This is a genomic window from Pseudomonas sp. PA-5-4B, assembly GCF_021606215.1.
Lineage (GTDB): Bacteria > Pseudomonadota > Gammaproteobacteria > Pseudomonadales > Pseudomonadaceae > Aquipseudomonas > Aquipseudomonas edaphica.
Map to the genome: position 1 here is coordinate 17913 of NZ_WKDB01000064.1, position 18107 is coordinate 36019.

Annotated in this window: 15 protein-coding genes; 6 read left to right on the forward strand and 9 right to left on the reverse strand. The window is 60.5% G+C overall.

Annotated features, from left to right (window positions below):
- The first annotated feature begins 58 nt into the window (after positions 1 to 58).
- From fae to GIW28_RS24505, 4 genes are all read left to right on the forward strand, one after another.
- Complete coding sequence (gene fae / locus GIW28_RS24490; RefSeq protein ID WP_017138437.1) at positions 59 to 571, forward strand: formaldehyde-activating enzyme; 513 nt, start codon at positions 59 to 61, stop codon at positions 569 to 571.
- 10 nt (positions 572 to 581) lie between these two features.
- Entirely contained in the window at positions 582 to 1616 is a 1035-nt protein-coding gene (locus GIW28_RS24495; RefSeq protein ID WP_017138436.1) for an aldo/keto reductase, read from the forward strand.
- Positions 1613 to 3046, forward strand: coding sequence for an NAD-dependent succinate-semialdehyde dehydrogenase (locus GIW28_RS24500; protein WP_169988489.1), 1434 nt, complete (start codon positions 1613 to 1615; stop codon positions 3044 to 3046). Before GIW28_RS24495 ends, GIW28_RS24500 begins: the two co-directional genes overlap by 4 nt.
- 168 nt (positions 3047 to 3214) lie before the next feature.
- The gene (locus GIW28_RS24505; protein WP_236447565.1) at positions 3215 to 4591 is read left to right on the forward strand and encodes an MFS transporter; all 1377 of its coding nucleotides are present in this window, start codon (positions 3215 to 3217) and stop codon (positions 4589 to 4591) included.
- Here the strand turns inward: GIW28_RS24505 and GIW28_RS24510 are convergent.
- From GIW28_RS24510 to GIW28_RS24545, 8 genes are all read right to left on the reverse strand, one after another.
- Positions 4538 to 5413: a LysR substrate-binding domain-containing protein gene (locus tag GIW28_RS24510; protein WP_236447566.1), complete on the reverse strand. Its 876-nt coding sequence runs from the start codon at positions 5411 to 5413 to the stop codon at positions 4538 to 4540. The genes GIW28_RS24505 and GIW28_RS24510 overlap by 54 nt on opposite strands.
- Positions 5414 to 5539: 126 nt before the next feature.
- Complete coding sequence (locus GIW28_RS24515) at positions 5540 to 6709, reverse strand: hypothetical protein (protein ID WP_017135439.1); 1170 nt, start codon at positions 6707 to 6709, stop codon at positions 5540 to 5542.
- A gap of 82 nt (positions 6710 to 6791) precedes the next feature.
- On the reverse strand, positions 6792 to 8429 hold the full coding sequence (locus GIW28_RS24520) for a dipeptide ABC transporter ATP-binding protein (RefSeq protein ID WP_236447567.1): 1638 nt from the start codon (positions 8427 to 8429) through the stop codon (positions 6792 to 6794).
- 2 nt (positions 8430 to 8431) lie between these two features.
- On the reverse strand, positions 8432 to 9268 hold the full coding sequence (locus GIW28_RS24525; protein WP_017135441.1) for an ABC transporter permease: 837 nt from the start codon (positions 9266 to 9268) through the stop codon (positions 8432 to 8434).
- Entirely contained in the window at positions 9265 to 10218 is a 954-nt protein-coding gene (locus GIW28_RS24530) for an ABC transporter permease (protein ID WP_017135442.1), read from the reverse strand. The genes GIW28_RS24525 and GIW28_RS24530 overlap by 4 nt, the downstream gene beginning before the upstream one ends.
- 63 nt (positions 10219 to 10281) lie before the next feature.
- Positions 10282 to 11916, reverse strand: coding sequence for an ABC transporter substrate-binding protein (locus GIW28_RS24535; RefSeq protein WP_017135443.1), 1635 nt, complete (start codon positions 11914 to 11916; stop codon positions 10282 to 10284).
- A gap of 294 nt (positions 11917 to 12210) precedes the next feature.
- Positions 12211 to 13437: a M24 family metallopeptidase gene (locus tag GIW28_RS24540; protein WP_017135444.1), complete on the reverse strand. Its 1227-nt coding sequence runs from the start codon at positions 13435 to 13437 to the stop codon at positions 12211 to 12213.
- Positions 13438 to 13488: 51 nt separating this feature from the next.
- Positions 13489 to 14370, reverse strand: coding sequence for a HalD/BesD family halogenase (locus GIW28_RS24545; RefSeq protein WP_017135445.1), 882 nt, complete (start codon positions 14368 to 14370; stop codon positions 13489 to 13491).
- 105 nt (positions 14371 to 14475) lie between these two features.
- Between GIW28_RS24545 and GIW28_RS24550 the strand changes: the two genes are divergently transcribed.
- Complete coding sequence (locus GIW28_RS24550) at positions 14476 to 15390, forward strand: LysR family transcriptional regulator (protein WP_017135446.1); 915 nt, start codon at positions 14476 to 14478, stop codon at positions 15388 to 15390.
- Here GIW28_RS24550 and GIW28_RS24555 read toward each other — a convergent pair.
- Positions 15328 to 16560, reverse strand: a complete 1233-nt coding sequence (locus GIW28_RS24555) for an MFS transporter (RefSeq protein ID WP_176992281.1) — start codon at positions 16558 to 16560, stop codon at positions 15328 to 15330. The genes GIW28_RS24550 and GIW28_RS24555 overlap by 63 nt on opposite strands.
- A 285-nt stretch (positions 16561 to 16845) precedes the next feature.
- On the opposite strand from GIW28_RS24555, the gene GIW28_RS24560 reads away from it, so the two are divergent.
- On the forward strand, positions 16846 to 17775 hold the full coding sequence (locus GIW28_RS24560) for a LysR substrate-binding domain-containing protein (protein ID WP_026013561.1): 930 nt from the start codon (positions 16846 to 16848) through the stop codon (positions 17773 to 17775).
- The last annotated feature ends 332 nt before the right edge of the window (positions 17776 to 18107 follow it).

Genomic DNA, 18107 nt, shown 5'->3' on the forward strand with positions numbered 1-18107 from the left:
CGTCAGTGCTAAAAATTCGCCAACCAGCTCCCCATAACAACAATGAGCGTTTGCGAAAATGAAAGCACTTGATCTGTACATCGGCGAAGGCTTCGAAGGCCCAGGCGTCAATGCTGCCCACATCAATATTCTGATCGGCCCCCGCAACGGCCCTGCCGGCCAAGCGTTCGCCAACAGCCTCGCGTCCCCAAGCCAGGGCCATTGCCCGTTCATGGTGATTGCCCAGCCGAATATCCCGGTCAAACCCATGACCCTCTACGTCAACAAAGCCGCGATCGGCAGCGATCTGCATGGCAACGCCACTTGGGGCGCGTCCCAGGCCGGCATCGCCAAGGCGGTGCTCGAAGCCTTGCTGGACGGCACCTTGCCGCCGGAAGCCGAAGACGAGTGGGCAATTGTCACTGCCAACTGGGTCAACCCGGGCTGCGACGACCTCGATGCGGTCTACCTGAACAACTACAACGCCTGCCGCACCGCCATCCGCGCGGCCCTCAATGGCACGCCGTACACCGCGCAACTGGCGGATGTGGTCAACCACATCAGCAACCCTTTCTACACGCCAAAGGCCTGAGGAGACTGCCATGCAATACATTCGTTTGGGCAACTCCGGCTTGCAAGTCTCGCGTCTGTGCCTGGGCACCATGAACATGGGCACCCCGGACTGGAAACCGTGGATTTTCGATGAAAAGCAAAGCGAGCCGATCGTCGCCCACGCCCTGGACAACGGGGTTAACTTCATCGATCTGGCCGACTTCTATTCCGCAGGCGTCGGCGAAGAAGTGGTGGGGCGCATCCTCAAGCGCGTGGCACGGCGTGAAGACATTGTGGTCACCACCAAGGTCGGCTACGGCACCCGCAGTGGCATCAATGCCAGCGGCCACTCGCGCAAGCACATCATGGACAGCATTGACGCATCCCTCAGCCGTCTGGGCATGGATTACGTCGACGTGTTCATGCTGCATTACTTCGATGTGAACACCCCGGTCGAAGAAACCATGGCGGCGATGAACGACATCGTGCGTTCCGGCAAGGCTCGCTACATCGGCGTGTCGACCATGCTCACCGGTCAACTGGCGAAAATCCTCATGGCCTGCGAACGCAATGGTTGGGTCAAGCCGATCAATATGCAGCTGCAACTGAACTGCGCCTACCGCGAAGAAGAGCGCGAGATGATCCCGTTCTGCCGCGACCAGGGCCTGGGCGTCTCGGTGTTCAGCCCGCTGGCCCGTGGCCTGTTGACCGGCGAAGTGCAGTCGACGCGCAACCAGACCGACTTTTTCACCCAGCAGATGTACAGCGACCAGGCCTCGTTCGACATCGCCCATTCGGTTCAGCGTGTGGCACGTGCCCGTGGTGTGTCCAATGCACAGATCGCCCAGGCCTGGGTCGCCAACCACCCAGGCGTCGACGTGATGCTGGTGGGCGCCGATACCACCGCGCAGTTCGACAGCGCGCTGGCGGCCTTGGACACCCAGCTCGACGCCGAAGAACTGCACGAGCTGGAACGCAATTACACGCCGTGCGACGTGATCAATGATTACACCGCCGGCAAGCGCATCCTGCGCGCGGCCCGCCCGGGCCTGGACCGTTTCAACCTGATCGAGGCCGTGGCATGAACCCGCTGATCCGTACTGGCAACTACATCGATGGCCAATGGTCCAGCGGTGGGCCGAGTTATCCGGTGGTCAACCCGGCCAATGGCGCGCTGATCGTTGAGGTGCAACGCGCTGGCGCTGAAGAAACCCACCTGGCCATCGACGCCGCCAACCGCGCACTGCCGGCCTGGCGCAAGCTCACCGCCAAGGAGCGTAGCCAGCGCCTCAAGCGCTGGAGCGAGTTGATGCTCAGCAATCAGAAAGACCTGGCCCGGCTGCTGAGTCTGGAGCAGGGTAAACCCTTGGCCGAAGCCATGGGCGAAGTGGTCTACGCCGCCAGCTTTCTGGAGTGGTTTGGTGAAGAGGCCAAGCGTGCCTATGGCGACGTGATACCGACCCACAAAGCCGACGCGCGCATTATTGTGACCAAGGAAGCCATCGGCGTGGTCGCGGCAATCACGCCGTGGAACTTCCCGCTGGCCATGGTCACCCGCAAGGTCGGCCCGGCGTTGGCGGCCGGTTGCACGATGATTCTCAAACCATCGGAAGAAACGCCGCTGTCGGCGTTTGCCCTGGCGGTACTGGCCGAGCAGGCGGGCATTCCGGCCGGGGTGTTCAATATTGTCTCCGGCGATGCTGTGGCCATCGGCGGCGCGCTGCAAGCTTCCAGCGTAGTGCGCAAGCTGTCGTTCACCGGCTCCACGCGCATCGGCAAACTGCTGATGCGCCAGGCCGCCGACACGCTGAAAAAAGTCTCGCTGGAACTGGGCGGCAACGCGCCGTTTATCGTGTTCGACGACGCCGACCTGGACGCCGCCGTCAAAGGCGCCATGGCGTCCAAGTTCCGCAACACCGGGCAGACCTGCGTGTGCGTCAACCGTTTCTTTATCCAGGACAGCGTTTACGACGCCTTCACGCGCAAACTGGCCGAAGCCGTCAGCGCCATGCGTGTGGGCAGTGCGCTGGACGGCGACACCGAGCAAGGCCCGCTGATCAATGCGGCGGCCTTGGCCAAGGTTGAAGCGCATGTGGGCGATGCGCTGGAGAAGGGCGCCAAACTGCTCTGCGGCGGCCGTCGCCATGCATTGGGCGGCACCTTTTTCGAACCGACCATTCTCACCGAAGCCCATGGCGAGATGCTGATCGCCCAGGAAGAGACCTTTGGCCCGGTAGCCGCGTGCTTTCGCTTCAAGGATGAGACCGAGGTGCTGCAACGTGCCAATGACACGCCGTTCGGCTTGTCCGCCTACTTCTACAGTCGCGATATCGGCCGGGTGTGGCGCATGGCCGAAGGTCTGGAGGCGGGCATGGTCGGCATCAACGAAGGGATCATCTCCACCGAGGTTGCGCCGTTTGGTGGGATCAAGGAATCAGGCCTGGGCCGTGAAGGTTCCAAGTATGGGCTGGATGATTACCTGGAGATCAAATACCTGTTGATGGGAGGGCTGTAAGACCACGCAGTCCTAATGTGGGAGCTGGCTTGCCTGCGATAGCGGTGGGTCAGTTCCCGATCATTTAGCTGATCCACCGCTATCGCAGGCAAGCCAGCTCCCACATAGAGCAATTATTCGGCATAAGCCCGCTGTTACTCCGTCAAGAACAACAAAATGGAGAACACCATGACCGCTCAACCCGTCAAAATCGACGACCTGCCCATCGGCCGTTTTCACCTGAAAATCGCCGGCCTCACCTTCGGCGCGCATTTCACTGACGGCTATATCCTTGGCCTGATCGGTATCGCTTTCACCCTGCTCAGCCCACAGATGCAATTGGATGCCTTCTGGCAAGGCCTCATCGGCGCTTCGGCGCTGATCGGGCTGTTTGTGGGCAGCCTGTTTTTCGGCTGGATTTCCGACAGCCTCGGCCGGCAGAAAATCTTCCTGGTCAGCTTTGTACTGATTACCGTCGCGTCAGTGATGCAGTTCTACGCTGAAACGGCCATGGGCCTGTTGCTGTGCCGCATCCTCATCGGCATTGGCCTGGGCGGTGATTTCAGCGTGGGTCACGCCATGCTCGCCGAGTTCGCGCCGAAGAAGCATCGCGGCGTGTTGCTCGGCTCCTTCAGCGTGGTCTGGACCGTTGGTTATGTGGCGGCAACCTTTGTCGGTACCGCGATGCTCAGCCTCGGCGACGACGCCTGGCGCTGGATGCTGGCGTCGTCGGCGATTCCGGCCGGGTTGATCCTGATCGCCCGAATCGGCACACCGGAATCACCGCGTTGGCTGGTCAACCGTGGGCGCATCGCCGAGGCCCGTGCCATCGTCAAAAAGCACTTGGGCGAGCATGTGGTGTTGGATGAAGAACCGCCGACGCAGACCCGTTCCGGTTATGGCGTGTTGTTCAGTCGTGAGTACCGTAAGCGCACCGCGTTTAATTGCCTGTTTTTTGTCTGCATTGTGATGCCGTATTTCGCGATCTATACCTTTCTGCCGTCGATCCTGCAGAAGATGGGGTTGTCCCAGGGATTTGGGACTGAGTTGCTGCTTAACCTGTTGCTGATTGTCGGTGCGTTGATTGGTATTTGGTGCACGGTGAAGTTCTCGCGGCGGGGTTTTTTGATCAATTCGTTCATCATTCTCGCGGCGGCGTTGTTTCTACTGGCGGTGTTGCCGGGGAGTATGGCGTGGTTGATGGTGCTGACCTTTGGTGTGTTCACGCTGGTGTTGTCGGCGGTGAGCAATTTGGTTGGCGTGTTCCCGGCCGAAAGCTTTCCTACCGAAGTGCGTGCCAGCGGTATTGGCCTGGCGACAGCGGTAAGCCGCTTGGGGTCGGCGGTCAGCACGTTTTTGCTGCCGTTGAGTGTGGCGGGCATTGGCTTGAGCCCGACCATGGGGATTCTCGCGGCTATCCTGATGTTGGGTGCGATCATCTCTTGGGCATGGGCGCCAGAGACCAAGGCGTTGACCTTGAGCCAGGCGTGCAAAGCCCAAGCGCCGTCGGTGTCAGGGATTGCTGACCTGGCCCAGCCACTGCGTAAACAAGCGAACCTTGGATAATCCCTGCTTGTCTGCCGCCACATCCAGCCAATAACCATAGGGGCCGATCACTTCCACGTGAGTGATCGGCACTAAACTGCCATTGGCCAATTCACGTTCGATCATCTGCCGGTCGATCACCGCCAGGCCACCGCCGGCCAGGGCGGTATGGATCACCTGGTCCAGAGTGCTGAATTCCAGGCCCTGGCCCGCATCGATGTCGTCTCGGCCCATGGCCGCCAGCCAGTTCTCCCAAACCTTCAAACGCTTACCGTCGTGCAGGATATGCAGCAGTGGGAAACGCCGCAGATCCGGCGGCTGGTCACCTTCGAACAACTCCGGGCTGGCTACGGCGATATGCCGCTCCATCACCAACAGCTCACTGCTGCAATGCGGGTCCGCCTGCAGGCCGAAACGAATCCGGCAGTCAATCTCCGCGAGGCTGTCGTGGGTGTTTTGATGGGTGACACTGAGGTTGATATCCGGGTAGCGCTCGCAGAAACGCCGCAAGTGCGCCGACAACCAGCGCGTGGCCCAGGTAGGCGGTGCGACCACGCGCAGGCGCTGGCGCAGGTTGGGCACGCGTACGGCTTGCAGGGCGCGCTCGATATGGTCGAAGGCGTCGCTCAGGTGCGGCGAGAGGGCAAAGCCGGCTTCGGTCAGGGACAGGCCCTGGGGCGTGCGAATGAACAGGGCAACGCCGAGGTAGTCTTCCAGTTGCTTGATCTGGCGGCTGACCGCGCCCTGGGTAACGTTGAGGCCCACGGCGGCCTGGCTGAAGCTGCGATGGCGGGCGACTTCTTCGAAGACGCGTAGCATGTTGAGGGCGGGCAGGTGACGCATGGGTGTGGTCCATACTTGTTATTTTTATGGTGTCTTTGCTGGCCTCATCACAGGCAAGCCCTCTCCCAAACTGGCAACGCATTTCAATATGGGAGCTGGCTTGCCTGCGATAGCGTCAGTGGCCTATTAGAAGTAGTAACCGATGTTCATGTACAGCTGATTTTCCAACTGATTACTGCCGCCTGCGCCCAAACTCTGGGTGTAGCTGCTGCCGCCAATGTACGGGTCGTTCTTGCCGATCAGCCACTCCGTCGCTACCCATAATTTACTGACCGAAAACGATGTACCCAGGATCAGTCGCTGTGAGGTTTTGAAGTCATTGTCAGACTTGTCAAAGGCACTGTAGTTGGCATACAGCTTCACACCGCTGATCTGATCGAACAGGTACTTGCCGCCCACGTCGTAACTCAAATCCGCCACATACAAGTTGCCGCGACTGGCGACGTTGAAGGTGCCGTCATACCCGCCCAGCGTCACCACGCCGTCGGTGCCTTCGTTGCGCGGCGACATTTGCTGGCGTGCCGCCTGCAGTTGCACACCCCACGGGCCGTTCTTGCCCAGGTAGTGAATGGCCACAGCGTTGCGGCGGCCGTCGTTGCCGGTGTCTTTGTTCTCCAGGGTCGAGGTCAAGCCGGAGAGGCCGACTTCGGATTTCCAGTTACCCAGGTCCATAGCCTTGGCCACGCGTACCACCACGGTGTTGCGTTCCTGGTTGTTGCTGCCGTCGGCCACGTAGCTGTCGGCTTCGGAGACCACGCTGGAATAGGTCACGCCTTTGCTGGTGCCTTTACCTTGCCACGCCGGCCGCAGGTAGTAACCGGCCTGAATATTCCAGTCACCGCTTTGCTGGATGTATTTGGCGCCGACCTGTTGCACGTCTTCCAGACCAATCACATTGCCCAGGGTTTCGTAGAAGGTGCTGCCGAAATAGGGCTGCAAGCCGAACGGCACGGTGTTCAGACCCACTTGCACTTGCTGGTCGGGATTGAACTTGTAGCCCACCCACGCGAATTTGGCGAACTGGATATCACCGTAGTTCTTGGTGTACTGGTACGGGTACGAACGCCCGTAGAAGCGGTACTGCGCTTCACCGATCCAGGTGTCGGAGTTGTACTTGGCGCTGAGGAACGCGGTGTCGAGGCCGAACTTCTGGATGCCACGATCCGGGTCATAGTCCCAGCGCGCGCGTACGGCGCCCCCGAGGTCGAGGTTGTCGGTGACCTGGATGGCCATGGCAGGCGCCGCGAGGGTGCCGAGCACGGGGACCAGGGCAATAAAACGTAGGGTTGGTCGCATGGTTTTACTCTCGTTATTAGTTATTTTTGGCAACAGCAGCCCGTTGCCGCAGCGGACGCTGCGACGCAGGGAAAGGGAAAACTCAGTGAGCCGCGGGGCGGATCAACCTTAATGGCGGCCCGGCAGCCGGTAATTGCGTGGCGCCCGGTGCGGCGGCAAGCAGCGCCTGGGTGTAGCTGTTCTGGGGCCGCAACAGCACCTGTTCGGCGCTGCCGTATTCGACCACTTCGCCCTGGCGCATTACGGCGATGTGGTCGCTGATTTGCGCCGCCACGCGCAGGTCGTGGGTGATAAACAGGATGCTCAGGTTGAGTTGCTTTTGCAGATCGGCCAGCAGCTCCAGCACCTGCTTTTGCACCGACACATCCAGCGCCGAGACGCTTTCATCGGCGATCAACACTTCCGGGCGCATGGCCAGGGCGCGGGCGATGCCGATGCGCTGGCGCTGGCCACCGGAAAACTGCCGGGGTTTGCGCTTGAGCGCATCGCGCTTGAGGCCCACTTGTTCAAGCAAATCACCGGCCTCGGCCCAGGCGTCCTTGGCCGATAAACCACGCAGTTGCGCAGCACGGGCAATGATGTCGCCGACTCGATGGCGCGGGTTGAGCGACCCATACGGGTCCTGGAAGATCATTTGGATGCGCCGCCGATTGGCCGCCAATGCTGAGCCGCGCAAGGCCAGGAAGTCCGTATCACCGACCCATACATGCCCGCTGTCGCTGTCCACCAGGCGGATTGCAGCCTTGACCAGCGTGCTTTTCCCCGAGCCGGACTCGCCGACAATCGCCAGTGTTTTGCCGCGTGGCAGGTTCAGCGATACGTTACGCAAGGCCGCGACCGAGCTGCCGCCGACGGTGTAGGTCTTGGTCAGGTTCTCGATGCGCAGCGCCAGCTCGCCGTCGGCACTGGGTGTGTGCAGTTCAGGATGCAGCGCCGGCACCGCCGCGATCAACTTGCGGGTGTAGGCGTGGGCCGGGGCGTTGAGCACCTGGTCGCGCTCGCCGATTTCCACCAGGCGGCCGCCTTCCATCACCGCAATACGGTCGGCAATCTGCGCTACCACCCCGAAGTCGTGGGTGATAAACAAAATGCCATGCTGGCCGCGCCCGCGCAGGTCGCGCACCAGCTTTAACACCTGAGCCTGGGTGGTGACGTCGAGGGCGGTGGTCGGTTCGTCGGCGATCAGTAAGTCGGGGTTCATCGCCAAGGCCATGGCGATCACTACCCGCTGGCATTGGCCGCCGGAGAGTTGATGGGGAAAGCTGTTGGCGATGCGCGGCGGGTCGGGCAACTGGGTGGATTCCAGCAGTGCGAGCATGCGTTCGCGGCGTTCGCGCTGGGGCATCTGCGGCGCATGGATATCGAAGATTTCTTCGACTTGCTTGCCGATCCGGATCGCCGGGTTCAACGCTGCCATGGGCTCCTGGAAAATCATTGCGATGCGGTTGCCGCGCAGCTGGCGCAGGCGGGTTTCGTCGAGGGTGCAAATATCATCGCCAAGAAAGTCGATCACCCCACCGGCGTGGCGCAAGCCTTTGGCGTAGTCGCCCATAATCGCCGCCGACAGCACCGATTTGCCGGAGCCGGATTCGCCGATCACACAGAGGATTTCGCCCTTGCGTACCTCCAGGCTGATGCCGTGCACCGCATGGCTGCGGTCTGCGCCGACAGGCAGTTCAATCGAGAGGTTTTGCACGCGCAATACAGGTTGTGGGTTCATGCTCAATTCCTTGCGCCTTGCTGGGCGTTTTCATCCAGGCCGTCCGCCAGCAGGCTCAAGCCCAGCATCAGGGTGGAGATGGCAATGCACGGGAAGATCACCAGGTGCGGGAAGGCGATGGCCATGGCGCGGCCGTCGTTGATCATGCCGCCCCAGTCGGGTGTGGGCGGCGGCAGGCCGAGGCCGAGAAAACCCAGGGCGCCGATCATGATCGCGGTGTAACCGATGCGCAGGCAAAAATCCACGATCAACGGGCCACCGCAGTTGGGCAAAATCTCCACCAGCATGATGCGCAGCGAGCCTTCGCCCTGGGTGATTGCACTGAGCACGTAGTCGCGCGAGCGAATATCGATGGTCAGCGCACGCATGATGCGAAAGATCGCTGGCGCACTGGTAAACGTCACCGCAATCAGGATGTTCAGCGCCGAGGCGCCGAGGGCAATGATGATCACGATGTACAACACCAGCACCGGGAACGACAGCACGGTGTCGGCCACATACGACAGCAGCGCATCGACCCAGCCGTTGAAGTAACCGGCACACAGGCCCATGGCGATACCGACGGCGAACGCCGTGAGCGTGGCCAGGATCGACCAGAACAGCACCGTGCGGGTGCCCCAGATCAGCCGCGAGAGGATGTCGCGACCGATCATGTCAGTGCCCAGCAGGAAGCTCTGGCCGTTGTCGCTGGTGGTCATTGGCGTGAGCAATGGGGTGAAGCTTTCCAGTGGGTCATGGGGCGCGAGCCAAGGCGCGAACACTGCGATGAGCACCCAGCCGCCGACCAGCAACAAACCGAGTAACGCCAGGGGATGTTTGAAGGCTTGCAGGCGATTCATTGAGCACCTCCGCCAAGGCTGCGCAGGGTGATGCGCGGGTTGAGCCAGGTGTAGGCCAGATCCGAGAAGATCTTGGTAACCCCCACCACCACGGCGCTGACCATCGCGCAGGCTTCGATCAGGTACACGTCATGGTTCAGCGACGCTGTGTAGAGCAGCGAGCCGAAGCCCTTGTAGGCGAAGAACACCTCGACCACGATCACGTTGGACAGCAGCCACGGGATGTAGAGCATGATCACGGTGATCGGCGCGATCAGTACGTTACGCAGGGCATGGCGTACCACGATGCGCGCGGTGGAGGCGCCTTTGAGCCGCGCGGTGCGGATGTAGGGCGACTGCATCACTTCGACCATCGACGCCCGGGTGATCCGCGCCAGGTAGCCGATGCCGAACAGGCACAGCACCATCAACGGCAACACCAGTTGCACGGCGCTGAAACCATCGCTCATGCTGCTCACGCCTGGCAGCCAGTTGAGCCAGAACACAAAGATCGCCGAGACGAACACTGCACTGGCAAAGTCGGGGATCGAGGTGGTGACGATCGACAGGAACGACACCAGCCGGTCCAGCAGCGAACCCTGGCGAATGCCGGCGAGAATGCCTAAGGTCAACGCCACGGGCACCATCACCAGCAGGGCCAGGCCGGCCAGGGTGAGGGTTTGCGCCAGGTTGGGCAGCAGCAGTTTGATCACCGATTCGCGAAAATACACCGAGGTGCCCCAGTCGCCGCTGACAAAGTCCTTGAGCCACAACAGATAACGCCACACAAAGGGTTGGGTGTAGCCATGTTCCACCAGCCACGCCGCACGCTGGTCTGCGGCGGAGTAGGGGCCGAGGACGTTGATGGCGACGTCCTCGATGTTAAGTTCCAGGGCCAGGAACACGATCAAGGACACTGACAGCAAGGTCGCCAGCAGCGCCAGTAGTTTGCGCAATAGAAAATGAGCCATGGGTGCATGCTCCGACGAAGGTTGGAATGCCTGCCCATGTGGGCAGGAAACGCGCGCCTTGACTCAGGCGCTCAGCCACACGTTCCCCATGGGGTAAAAGTCGGAAGGATGCACCTCAAAGCCCTGCACTTTTTTGCTCACGGCGGTGAACTTGTCGCCCCAGAACGGCTGCACGATCACGCAGGCGTCCTGCAAAATCTGCTCGACGCTTTGCATCGCCACCGCGCGTTGCTTGGGGTCGATGATGCCCATGGCCTTGTCCAGCGCGGCGTCGAACGCCGGGTCGCTGTAGTGGCTTTCGTTCCAGGCGCCGCCGCCACGATAGGCCAGCTCCAGGGACATCACGCCCAGTGGGCGATGGGCCCAGTAGGTGAGACTGAACGCGGCTTTGTCCCAGATTGGCCAGTATTGAGCGGCAGGTATCACCTTGAGGTTGAGGCGAATCCCGGCTTCCAGGCAGTTCTGTTGCAGGATCTGCGCGCAGTCCTGCTCATAACGGCCCTGGGTGTTGCCGACGATCAAGTCGATGTCCAGACCGTTGGGGAAACCGGCGTCGGCCAGCAGCTTTTTTGCCGCCGCCACGTCGCGCTCGCGTTTGGGCAACGGGAAATATTCGGGGTGAGAGGGGGCCACATGGTGGTCTTCGCCCAAGGTGCCCATGCCGCGATAGGCGATCTTGAGCATCTGCGCGTTATCGGCGCACAGCACCACGGCTTTGCGGATGCGCAGGTCGGTGAAGGGCTTCTGGTCGCAGGCCATGCGCATCACCACGGTTTGCGCGGATTTGCAGGTCAGCAACTGCGCGCCCGGCAGGCGCTTGGCCAGGTCCAGCTCGGCCACCGTCACCCGGTACAGCACGTCGACTTGCCCGGCTTGCAGTGCGGCAAGGTGGGTAGACACGTCGGTGCCCATGTCGATGTAACGCAGCTCGTCGAGGTTGGCGGGTTTGCCCCAATAATCGGCGCGCTTGGCGAAGGTCGCCTGCTTGTTCACTGCGAACGCCACCAGCTTGAACGGCCCGGTGGCCAGCGGGTTCTTGGACCAGTCGTCGCCGGCCTTGAAGCTGCGGTGCACGATGGCGCACGTGAAGGCGTTGAGCATTTCCGGAATCGCCAGGATCGGCCGTTTCAGTTGCAGGCGGAACTGGTAGTCGCTGACTTTTTCGAAGGCCTTGATGTCCTGGAACGCGGTGCGGTTGACCGACTTGGAGTCGGCAGCGATCCAGCGTTCGATGTTGTGCTGCACGTCGTCGACGTTGAAGCTGTCACCGTTGCTCCATTTCACGTCCTGGCGCAGGTTGAAGGTCCAGGTGGTGAGGTCGTCGGACGGGCTCCAGCTTTCTGCCAGGTACGGGTGGGTGATGTTGTCGGCGTCGACCCAGGTCAGGTACTCCAGTGAATTGCGCAACAGGTTCGAGGCTTCGATCCAGGTGATCAGCATCGGGTCCTGGATTTCCTGGATCGCGCAGGCAAAGCGCAGGCTGCCGCCCTGGCGGGCCGGTGTGGCGTCGGCGGCCTGGGCGTCGCTGCCCAGTAAAGCAGAGCCCAGAAAGGTGCTGGCGCTGGCGACGGTGACGCCCAATAGCGCGGCGGTGCGCAGGAACTGGCGGCGGTTGATTTCAGCGCTTTTAACTTGCACACACAGGTCATTGATGGCTGGATGCGGCGGGGCGCCGTCCAGGGTAGTCAAGTCTTTCATAAGCCTCTCCGGTACTTGCGAATATGCGTTTTTGTTGAACCGCAAGGGTCAGTGGCAAGCGCAGCAACGGCGCAGCACGAACCGCTGTGAAACCGGCAGAAGAACAAGGCGCAACGAAGTCAGAAGGCGGGCAATGGGATAGGACATAGGGGCAGCTCTCATGTTGTTTTTATTAGAGATGCCCGCAGTTTTGTCATTTGCGCAAAGATGGACAAACGACAAATTCTGCGCAGTAACCTTCTATAAATGCATGTTACCGATCCTTCCCAAGGCCACCTCTCGAGCTAGACGTGTTCAGCGTGGCAACAGGCGCGGGTCGAACGGGTAATCAGAGAGCAACTCGATACCGTGTTCGTGGATATAGATCTGTTCTTCGAGCTTCACGCCTTCGCCGCCGTCATCGTGGCCGATGTAGCTTTCCACGCAGATGGTCATGCCGGCTTCGAACACGCCGTCATAGCCCAGCGCGTCGATGTCTTCGCGGTGTACCACGTAAGGGTATTCACCGGTCATGCCAACCCCGTGCGCCAGGGCGAAGTAGCGGTTGTTTTTGTAATGTTCGGGAATCTTCCAGGCCATCTCCGCGTACTCCTTGAAGCTGCGCCCGGCCTTGAGCATTTCTACGTTGGTCTGCACTTGCTCGTAGGCCAGTTTGTACAGTTCCTGTTGCTTGGCGGTGGCGGCCTGGTCGCCACAGAGAAAGGTGCGCGAAAAGTCGGCGTAGTAGCCGAAGCGCCCGACCACGTCGGTGTCCAGCGCGACCAGATCACCGGCTTCGATGGGCCGCGTGCTGCACTCTTGGAACCACGGGTTAGTGCGTGGGCCGGAGGACAGCAGGCGAGTCTCGACGTAATCACCATCGGTGGCGATCACATGCTGGTGCAGATGCGACCACAGTTCGTTCTCGCTGATGCCCGGCACCAGTTTACTTTCCATCAGGCGCACTCCCGTTTCAGTGGCGCGCAGGCTGGCGCGGATCATTTTCAGTTCGTTGGGCACCTTGATGCAGCGCGCACGCTCCAGCGGTTCCTGGGCGTCAAACACTTGGTAACCCAGCCGTTGCAGTTCGAACGCGGCGGCCGAGGTGGCGCTTTCGATGGCAATGCGTTTACCGCCGCCGCACTGGCGCACCAGTTCATCTATCTCGGCGGCCCAGTCGGCCGTCACATTGTTCAAGAAGCTGTCGCAGAAGTAGTAGGAAATGGCTTTGGCCGGGCGCACTTCATCCACGGTATTCAGGCTTTCGGCCAGGTGCAGACAGCCGCCGAACTCGAAGATCACCACTGGGCCTTCTGCCGGTATAAAGGCATAACGCGCCGGGTTGCGTGCCGAGTACACCTGCATGTTGCGTGAGCCGGTGGCGTAGCGCATATGGGTGGGGTCGAACAGCACACAAGCGGCGTAGTCACGTTTTTTCAGTTCGTTGCGTACCCGTTGCAGGCGGTCCAGCTGGATTTGCTGGATTTCGTCATAAGTGGGCTCGCAGTCGGCGGGGTTGCGGTTGGGGCCTGACAGACTCATGGGTGTTCCTCGCAGGGCAAAGACGGTTTTTTGGTTTTTTATGGGCGTGAATCAGTCGAGCAACTGGTCGCTGCGCACCAGGTTGCGTTCGGCTTGCAGGTGGGCTTCGGACAGGCGTCCGTAAAGCTGTTTGGTGCGTTGGGCGCGGCCAATGATTCCGGGTTTCTCGGAGTAGGCGAAGATCGCGGTGTTGCGCTCGGTTGAGCCTTCCACGCGGGTGACGCGGTGCACTGAGAAACGGCCCTTGAAGATCTGCAAATCACCGGGGTTGAGCGCCAGATTCTGCACCCGTGAGCGGTCTTCGCCACGCACCACTTTGCCGACTGCGCCGAGGTTCTCCTGGCTGCGCGAGCGGATCATCGGCGCGTACTCGAACAGTCCACCGGCCTCGGGCTTCTGGGTCATCATGCTGACGATGAATTCGTTGGTGTCGAAGTGCCAAGGCTGCTCGGTGCCCTCGGGCATCACGTTGATCACCAGGCCGGCGAAAGGGTCGGCGTATTCGAAAATCTCCGGTTCGTCGAGGCAGGCGCCGATAAAGCGCTTCATCATTGGCGACACGTACAGGCGATGGATGATCGCGTCGGGGGCGATCATGTCGCGGGTCACGAATCCACTTGTGCGCTCCATGAACGTGCGGCGCGGGTCATCCTGGGGCAGGCTGGGGTCGTCTTCGGTGAAGTAGGGGTTGACCTTGCGTACTGAATAGAACGTCTTGCCCGACAGCGCCTGGCCTTCCAGGCGCGCCTGTTCCAGCACTTCGGGGCGCAGGAAGTTCTTCAGCAGGCAGCAACCGTCTTCGGCCAGTTCGGCACGCGCATGTTCAATTAATGCGCGCAGTTGAACATGGCCCGAATCATGTATGGGATACAGCGCTGTATTAATGATATCGCTGATATCACCGGTTTCGGCATCGGCAAGTTTAAGACTCATACACGGCTCCTGAAGTAGGCTGTTGTGTTGAGTCGATAGTTGCGTAAACCGGTTTGAAGTGGAAATTACAAGTTGTGATCGAATCCATCGGCAGGGGCGATAGTTATGTCAGGCGAACTGGATGGGGGCTTACTTAAAGTGTTTGTGGCAATTATCGAATGCCAGGGGTTTTCGGCGGCTGCTGAGCGTTTGCATAAAACCCAGTCCACCGTCAGCCAGAACTTGCAGCGCCTGGAGGAGATCGTGGGAACGCCGCTTATTCACCGCACCAGCCGCTCCATCGGCCTCACGCCGAGCGGCGAAACCTTTCTGATCTATGCGCGGCAGATCCTCAAGCTGCACCTTGAGGCGGTCAGCGCGGCTCAATTACCCAATGAGCAGGTGTGTATCCATCTGGGTATGCCCGAGGACTACGCTCAATACTGCCTGGGCGGAATGCTCAAGGATTTTCAGGCGCAGTTTGCCCAGGTGCGCCCGGATATTTGCTGTGAGATGTCTACCGCGCTGGTCAGCCGCTTGCATCGCGGCGAACTGGACTTGGTGCTGGGTGTTGAACATGCGGGCCTGCAACCGGGGGAATACCTGTGCGATGAACCGTTGGTGTGGGTGGCGGCGCCGAGTTGGAGTGGCGTAGGGCGCCAGTCGGTGCCGCTGGCGGTGTACGCCGAAGGGTGTGCGTTCCGTGCCAATGCCGTGCAAGCGCTGGCCCAGGCTGGGCGTTCGTGGCAGGTGGTTTATACGAGTCAGAGCCCGCGCGGCATTGCGATTGCCATTGAGCAAGGCTTGTCGGTGGGCGTGATGGCACGGCGGCTGGTGCCGGAGGGCTGGCAGATTCTGGATGAGCAGCAAGGCTTCCCAGCCATTGCCCCGGCGCGCCTGATGTTTTGGCGCTCGGTGGGTTGCCAGGTTCCGGAGGTGGAGGCGCTGGTGGAAATTTTGCAGCGCCAGTTGGGACGTTCAGGGTATTTGCACGGCCAACGCGTCCACGGCCTGCCGATGGGCCATGCGCTTGAGCAGTAGCAAACTTGCCAGTACCCAGCCGGCAATCCAGGCATGTACCACGGTAAATTCGCCACTGACCTGCAACAGCCAACCGCACAGCCCATTGGCCGAAGCACTGGCCAGCCCGTAGCTGACCATGCTCAGGCTCACCACTTGCAGGCTTTGCACCGGATCGAGGCGTGCACTGAGGTAGGCGGCCATCAAACCCCATGAAGGGAAATAGAACAGCGCGAACAATCCGGCAGCGCACCAGCTCAGTAATAGGCTGGGATGCCCCAGCAGGCCGAGCATGGCGAGGCCGAATGCGCTAATGCTCAGCGCCAGCACCCGCAGTGCGCCCCAGCGATCCGCCAGCGAGCCCAATAGCAGCCCGCCGATGGCGCCGCCAATGCCGATCAACGTCCACATCGAGCCCGTAACCGCCGCACCGGCGTGCAGGCGGTCACTGACAAAGGCCGATAAAAAGTTGAGGAACGGTCCACTGATTGCGCCGATAAATCCGCTGAGTAACACAATGTGCAAGGCCACTGGCTGGTCCACGCACAGTTGCAGCCATTGTTTGAGCACTTGGGTGAATGCGGGCGGCTGGACAGAGCGGGGCGCTTGTTCGACGTGCGCAGCCAAGGTCCACAAGGTCAGCAGCGTGACCAGCAGCGTCAGGCCTGCACAGATCAACCAAAACTGGCGCAATGACAGACCTTGCAACAGTGCGATCAATAGCCCATTCAAGCAAATGGCAAAAGCGGCCCCCGACGACGCCAACCCCAGCACGCGGCTGCGATGAGTCGCCGGGATCACTTCTCGGGCCAATGCGGCAATCGCGTTCCAGTTCGACACCGCGCAGGCCGACACCAGCGCCAGGCATAGCGCAAACGGCACTACCCAAGGCGTGGCGACGGCCAGTGCCAGCAACACCGGGCTTAACACGATGGTCAGGCGCACCATATTGCGTGGGCTCACCCAGGCCGCGGCGATGCCGCTGGCAATCGAGGCACCCATGTAGAACAGCTGCAGCACGGCTGCAATCAAGGCGGCCTGGCTGTAGTTCAGTTCAAATACCCCACGGATCTGCGGCAATAAGGCGGAGTACAGAAAAATACTGAAACCGTGGGTGGTCGCGTTACAGGCGGTAAATACCAATGCCAGTAAACCGATACTTCGTCGCGTTGAAATAGGGGGGCTAGACATGGCGCGGCCTCGATTTAGTTGGCGAAGAGCCAATAGACTTAGTTGGAGGGAAGACTAACTTTTGTAGTGCGCGGGCAGCCAATGCTTAATTGTCTTAGTGTGCATGCGTTATACGCGTGCTATTTATTCGTCAGCGACGTGTTTAGTCCAAAAACGACATGATTGATTTCGGTCGAGTATTTTTCTCTGTGGGGGGAGTGCTACCGCTGGCCCAATACAAAAAGGTATGTTGTACGGGTATTTCTCTGCTCAATCTTCCTTGTTGATCGTTGTCGAGTGCTCTCCATGAAACGCAAAATGCCTGGTCTCAATGCCCTCAAAGCCTTCGAAGTCGCCGGCAGCACCGGCAGCTTTACCCGGGCTGCCGAGCTGTTGAACGTGACCCAGAGCGCGGTCAGTCGCCAGGTACGCCAGTTGGAAGAACAATTGGGGGAGAGCCTGCTGGAACGGCGCCACCATCACCTCGAGCTCACCAGCGCCGGGCGCGTGTTGTTGCGGGCGTTGCACCAGTCGTTCGACAAGATCGAGCTGACAGTGCGCAGCATCCAGCAGAAAACCCATTCCAACCGGTTGCACATCAACGCGCCGCCGACGTTTACCAGCCGCTGGTTGATGCCGCGTTTGGGGCGTTTGCGCGAGGCGCATCCGGAGTTGGAGCTGAGCATCACCACGTGCCTGCAAGACAGCTTGGCGCAGACCAGCACGCTCGATTGCGCCATTCGGTTCGGCAATGGCGAGTGGGATGGCCTGGACAGTTCGTTGCTGATTCAGGAGCGGCACATCGCGGTGTGCGCGCCGTCGCTGTATGCCCGGGAATGCAGCGATGGCGTGGATCTGAATCGCATGACCTTGTTGCATGTGTTGGCCAGTGAAGATCAGCGTTACTTGACGTGGAAGCATTGGCTGGACGCGGCGCGGATTCATGGGGTGGATACCCAGGGCGGCTATGAGTTCGACTTGCTGGACCTGGCGATTCGGGCGGCAACGGATGGGTTGGGGATTACCATTGCCGACTGGCACATGGTCGCAGCGGAACTGGCCAGTGGGCAGTTGACGCAGGTGCTGAATGTGCATGTGGAAGGGCATCAATCCTATTGGCTGGTGACCCGGCCGGAGCAGACGGATATGCCGCAGTTGCAGGTGTTCGGGCGGTGGTTGCAGGAGGAGATCTGGTTGGCGCAGCGGCAGTTGGAGCCCTCTACTGCGGCGGGTTGATTGTGTACATACCCGATTAGCCATTGATTCAAGCCTGCGTTCGACCTGAGTGGTTAGATCTAAAGCGAAAGCGAATGGCATACACCAAAGAGCTGATTTCTGTGGGAGCTGGCTTGTCGAATCGTCGCACCGCTGCGATGCAGACGCCTCGGTATGTCAGGCCATCGCAGCATGGGCATCTACACAACATTAACGTTGAGGTGGCCTTGGTGGGGCTGGGCGGTCGGGGGGGCATATCCGTTGCTGCGGTAACGGCGGCCTATGGTTCCGCTCTTACAGCGGGTCACTTTTGCAAGGACGTGTACGGACCGGACACATGGTTGACACATGTG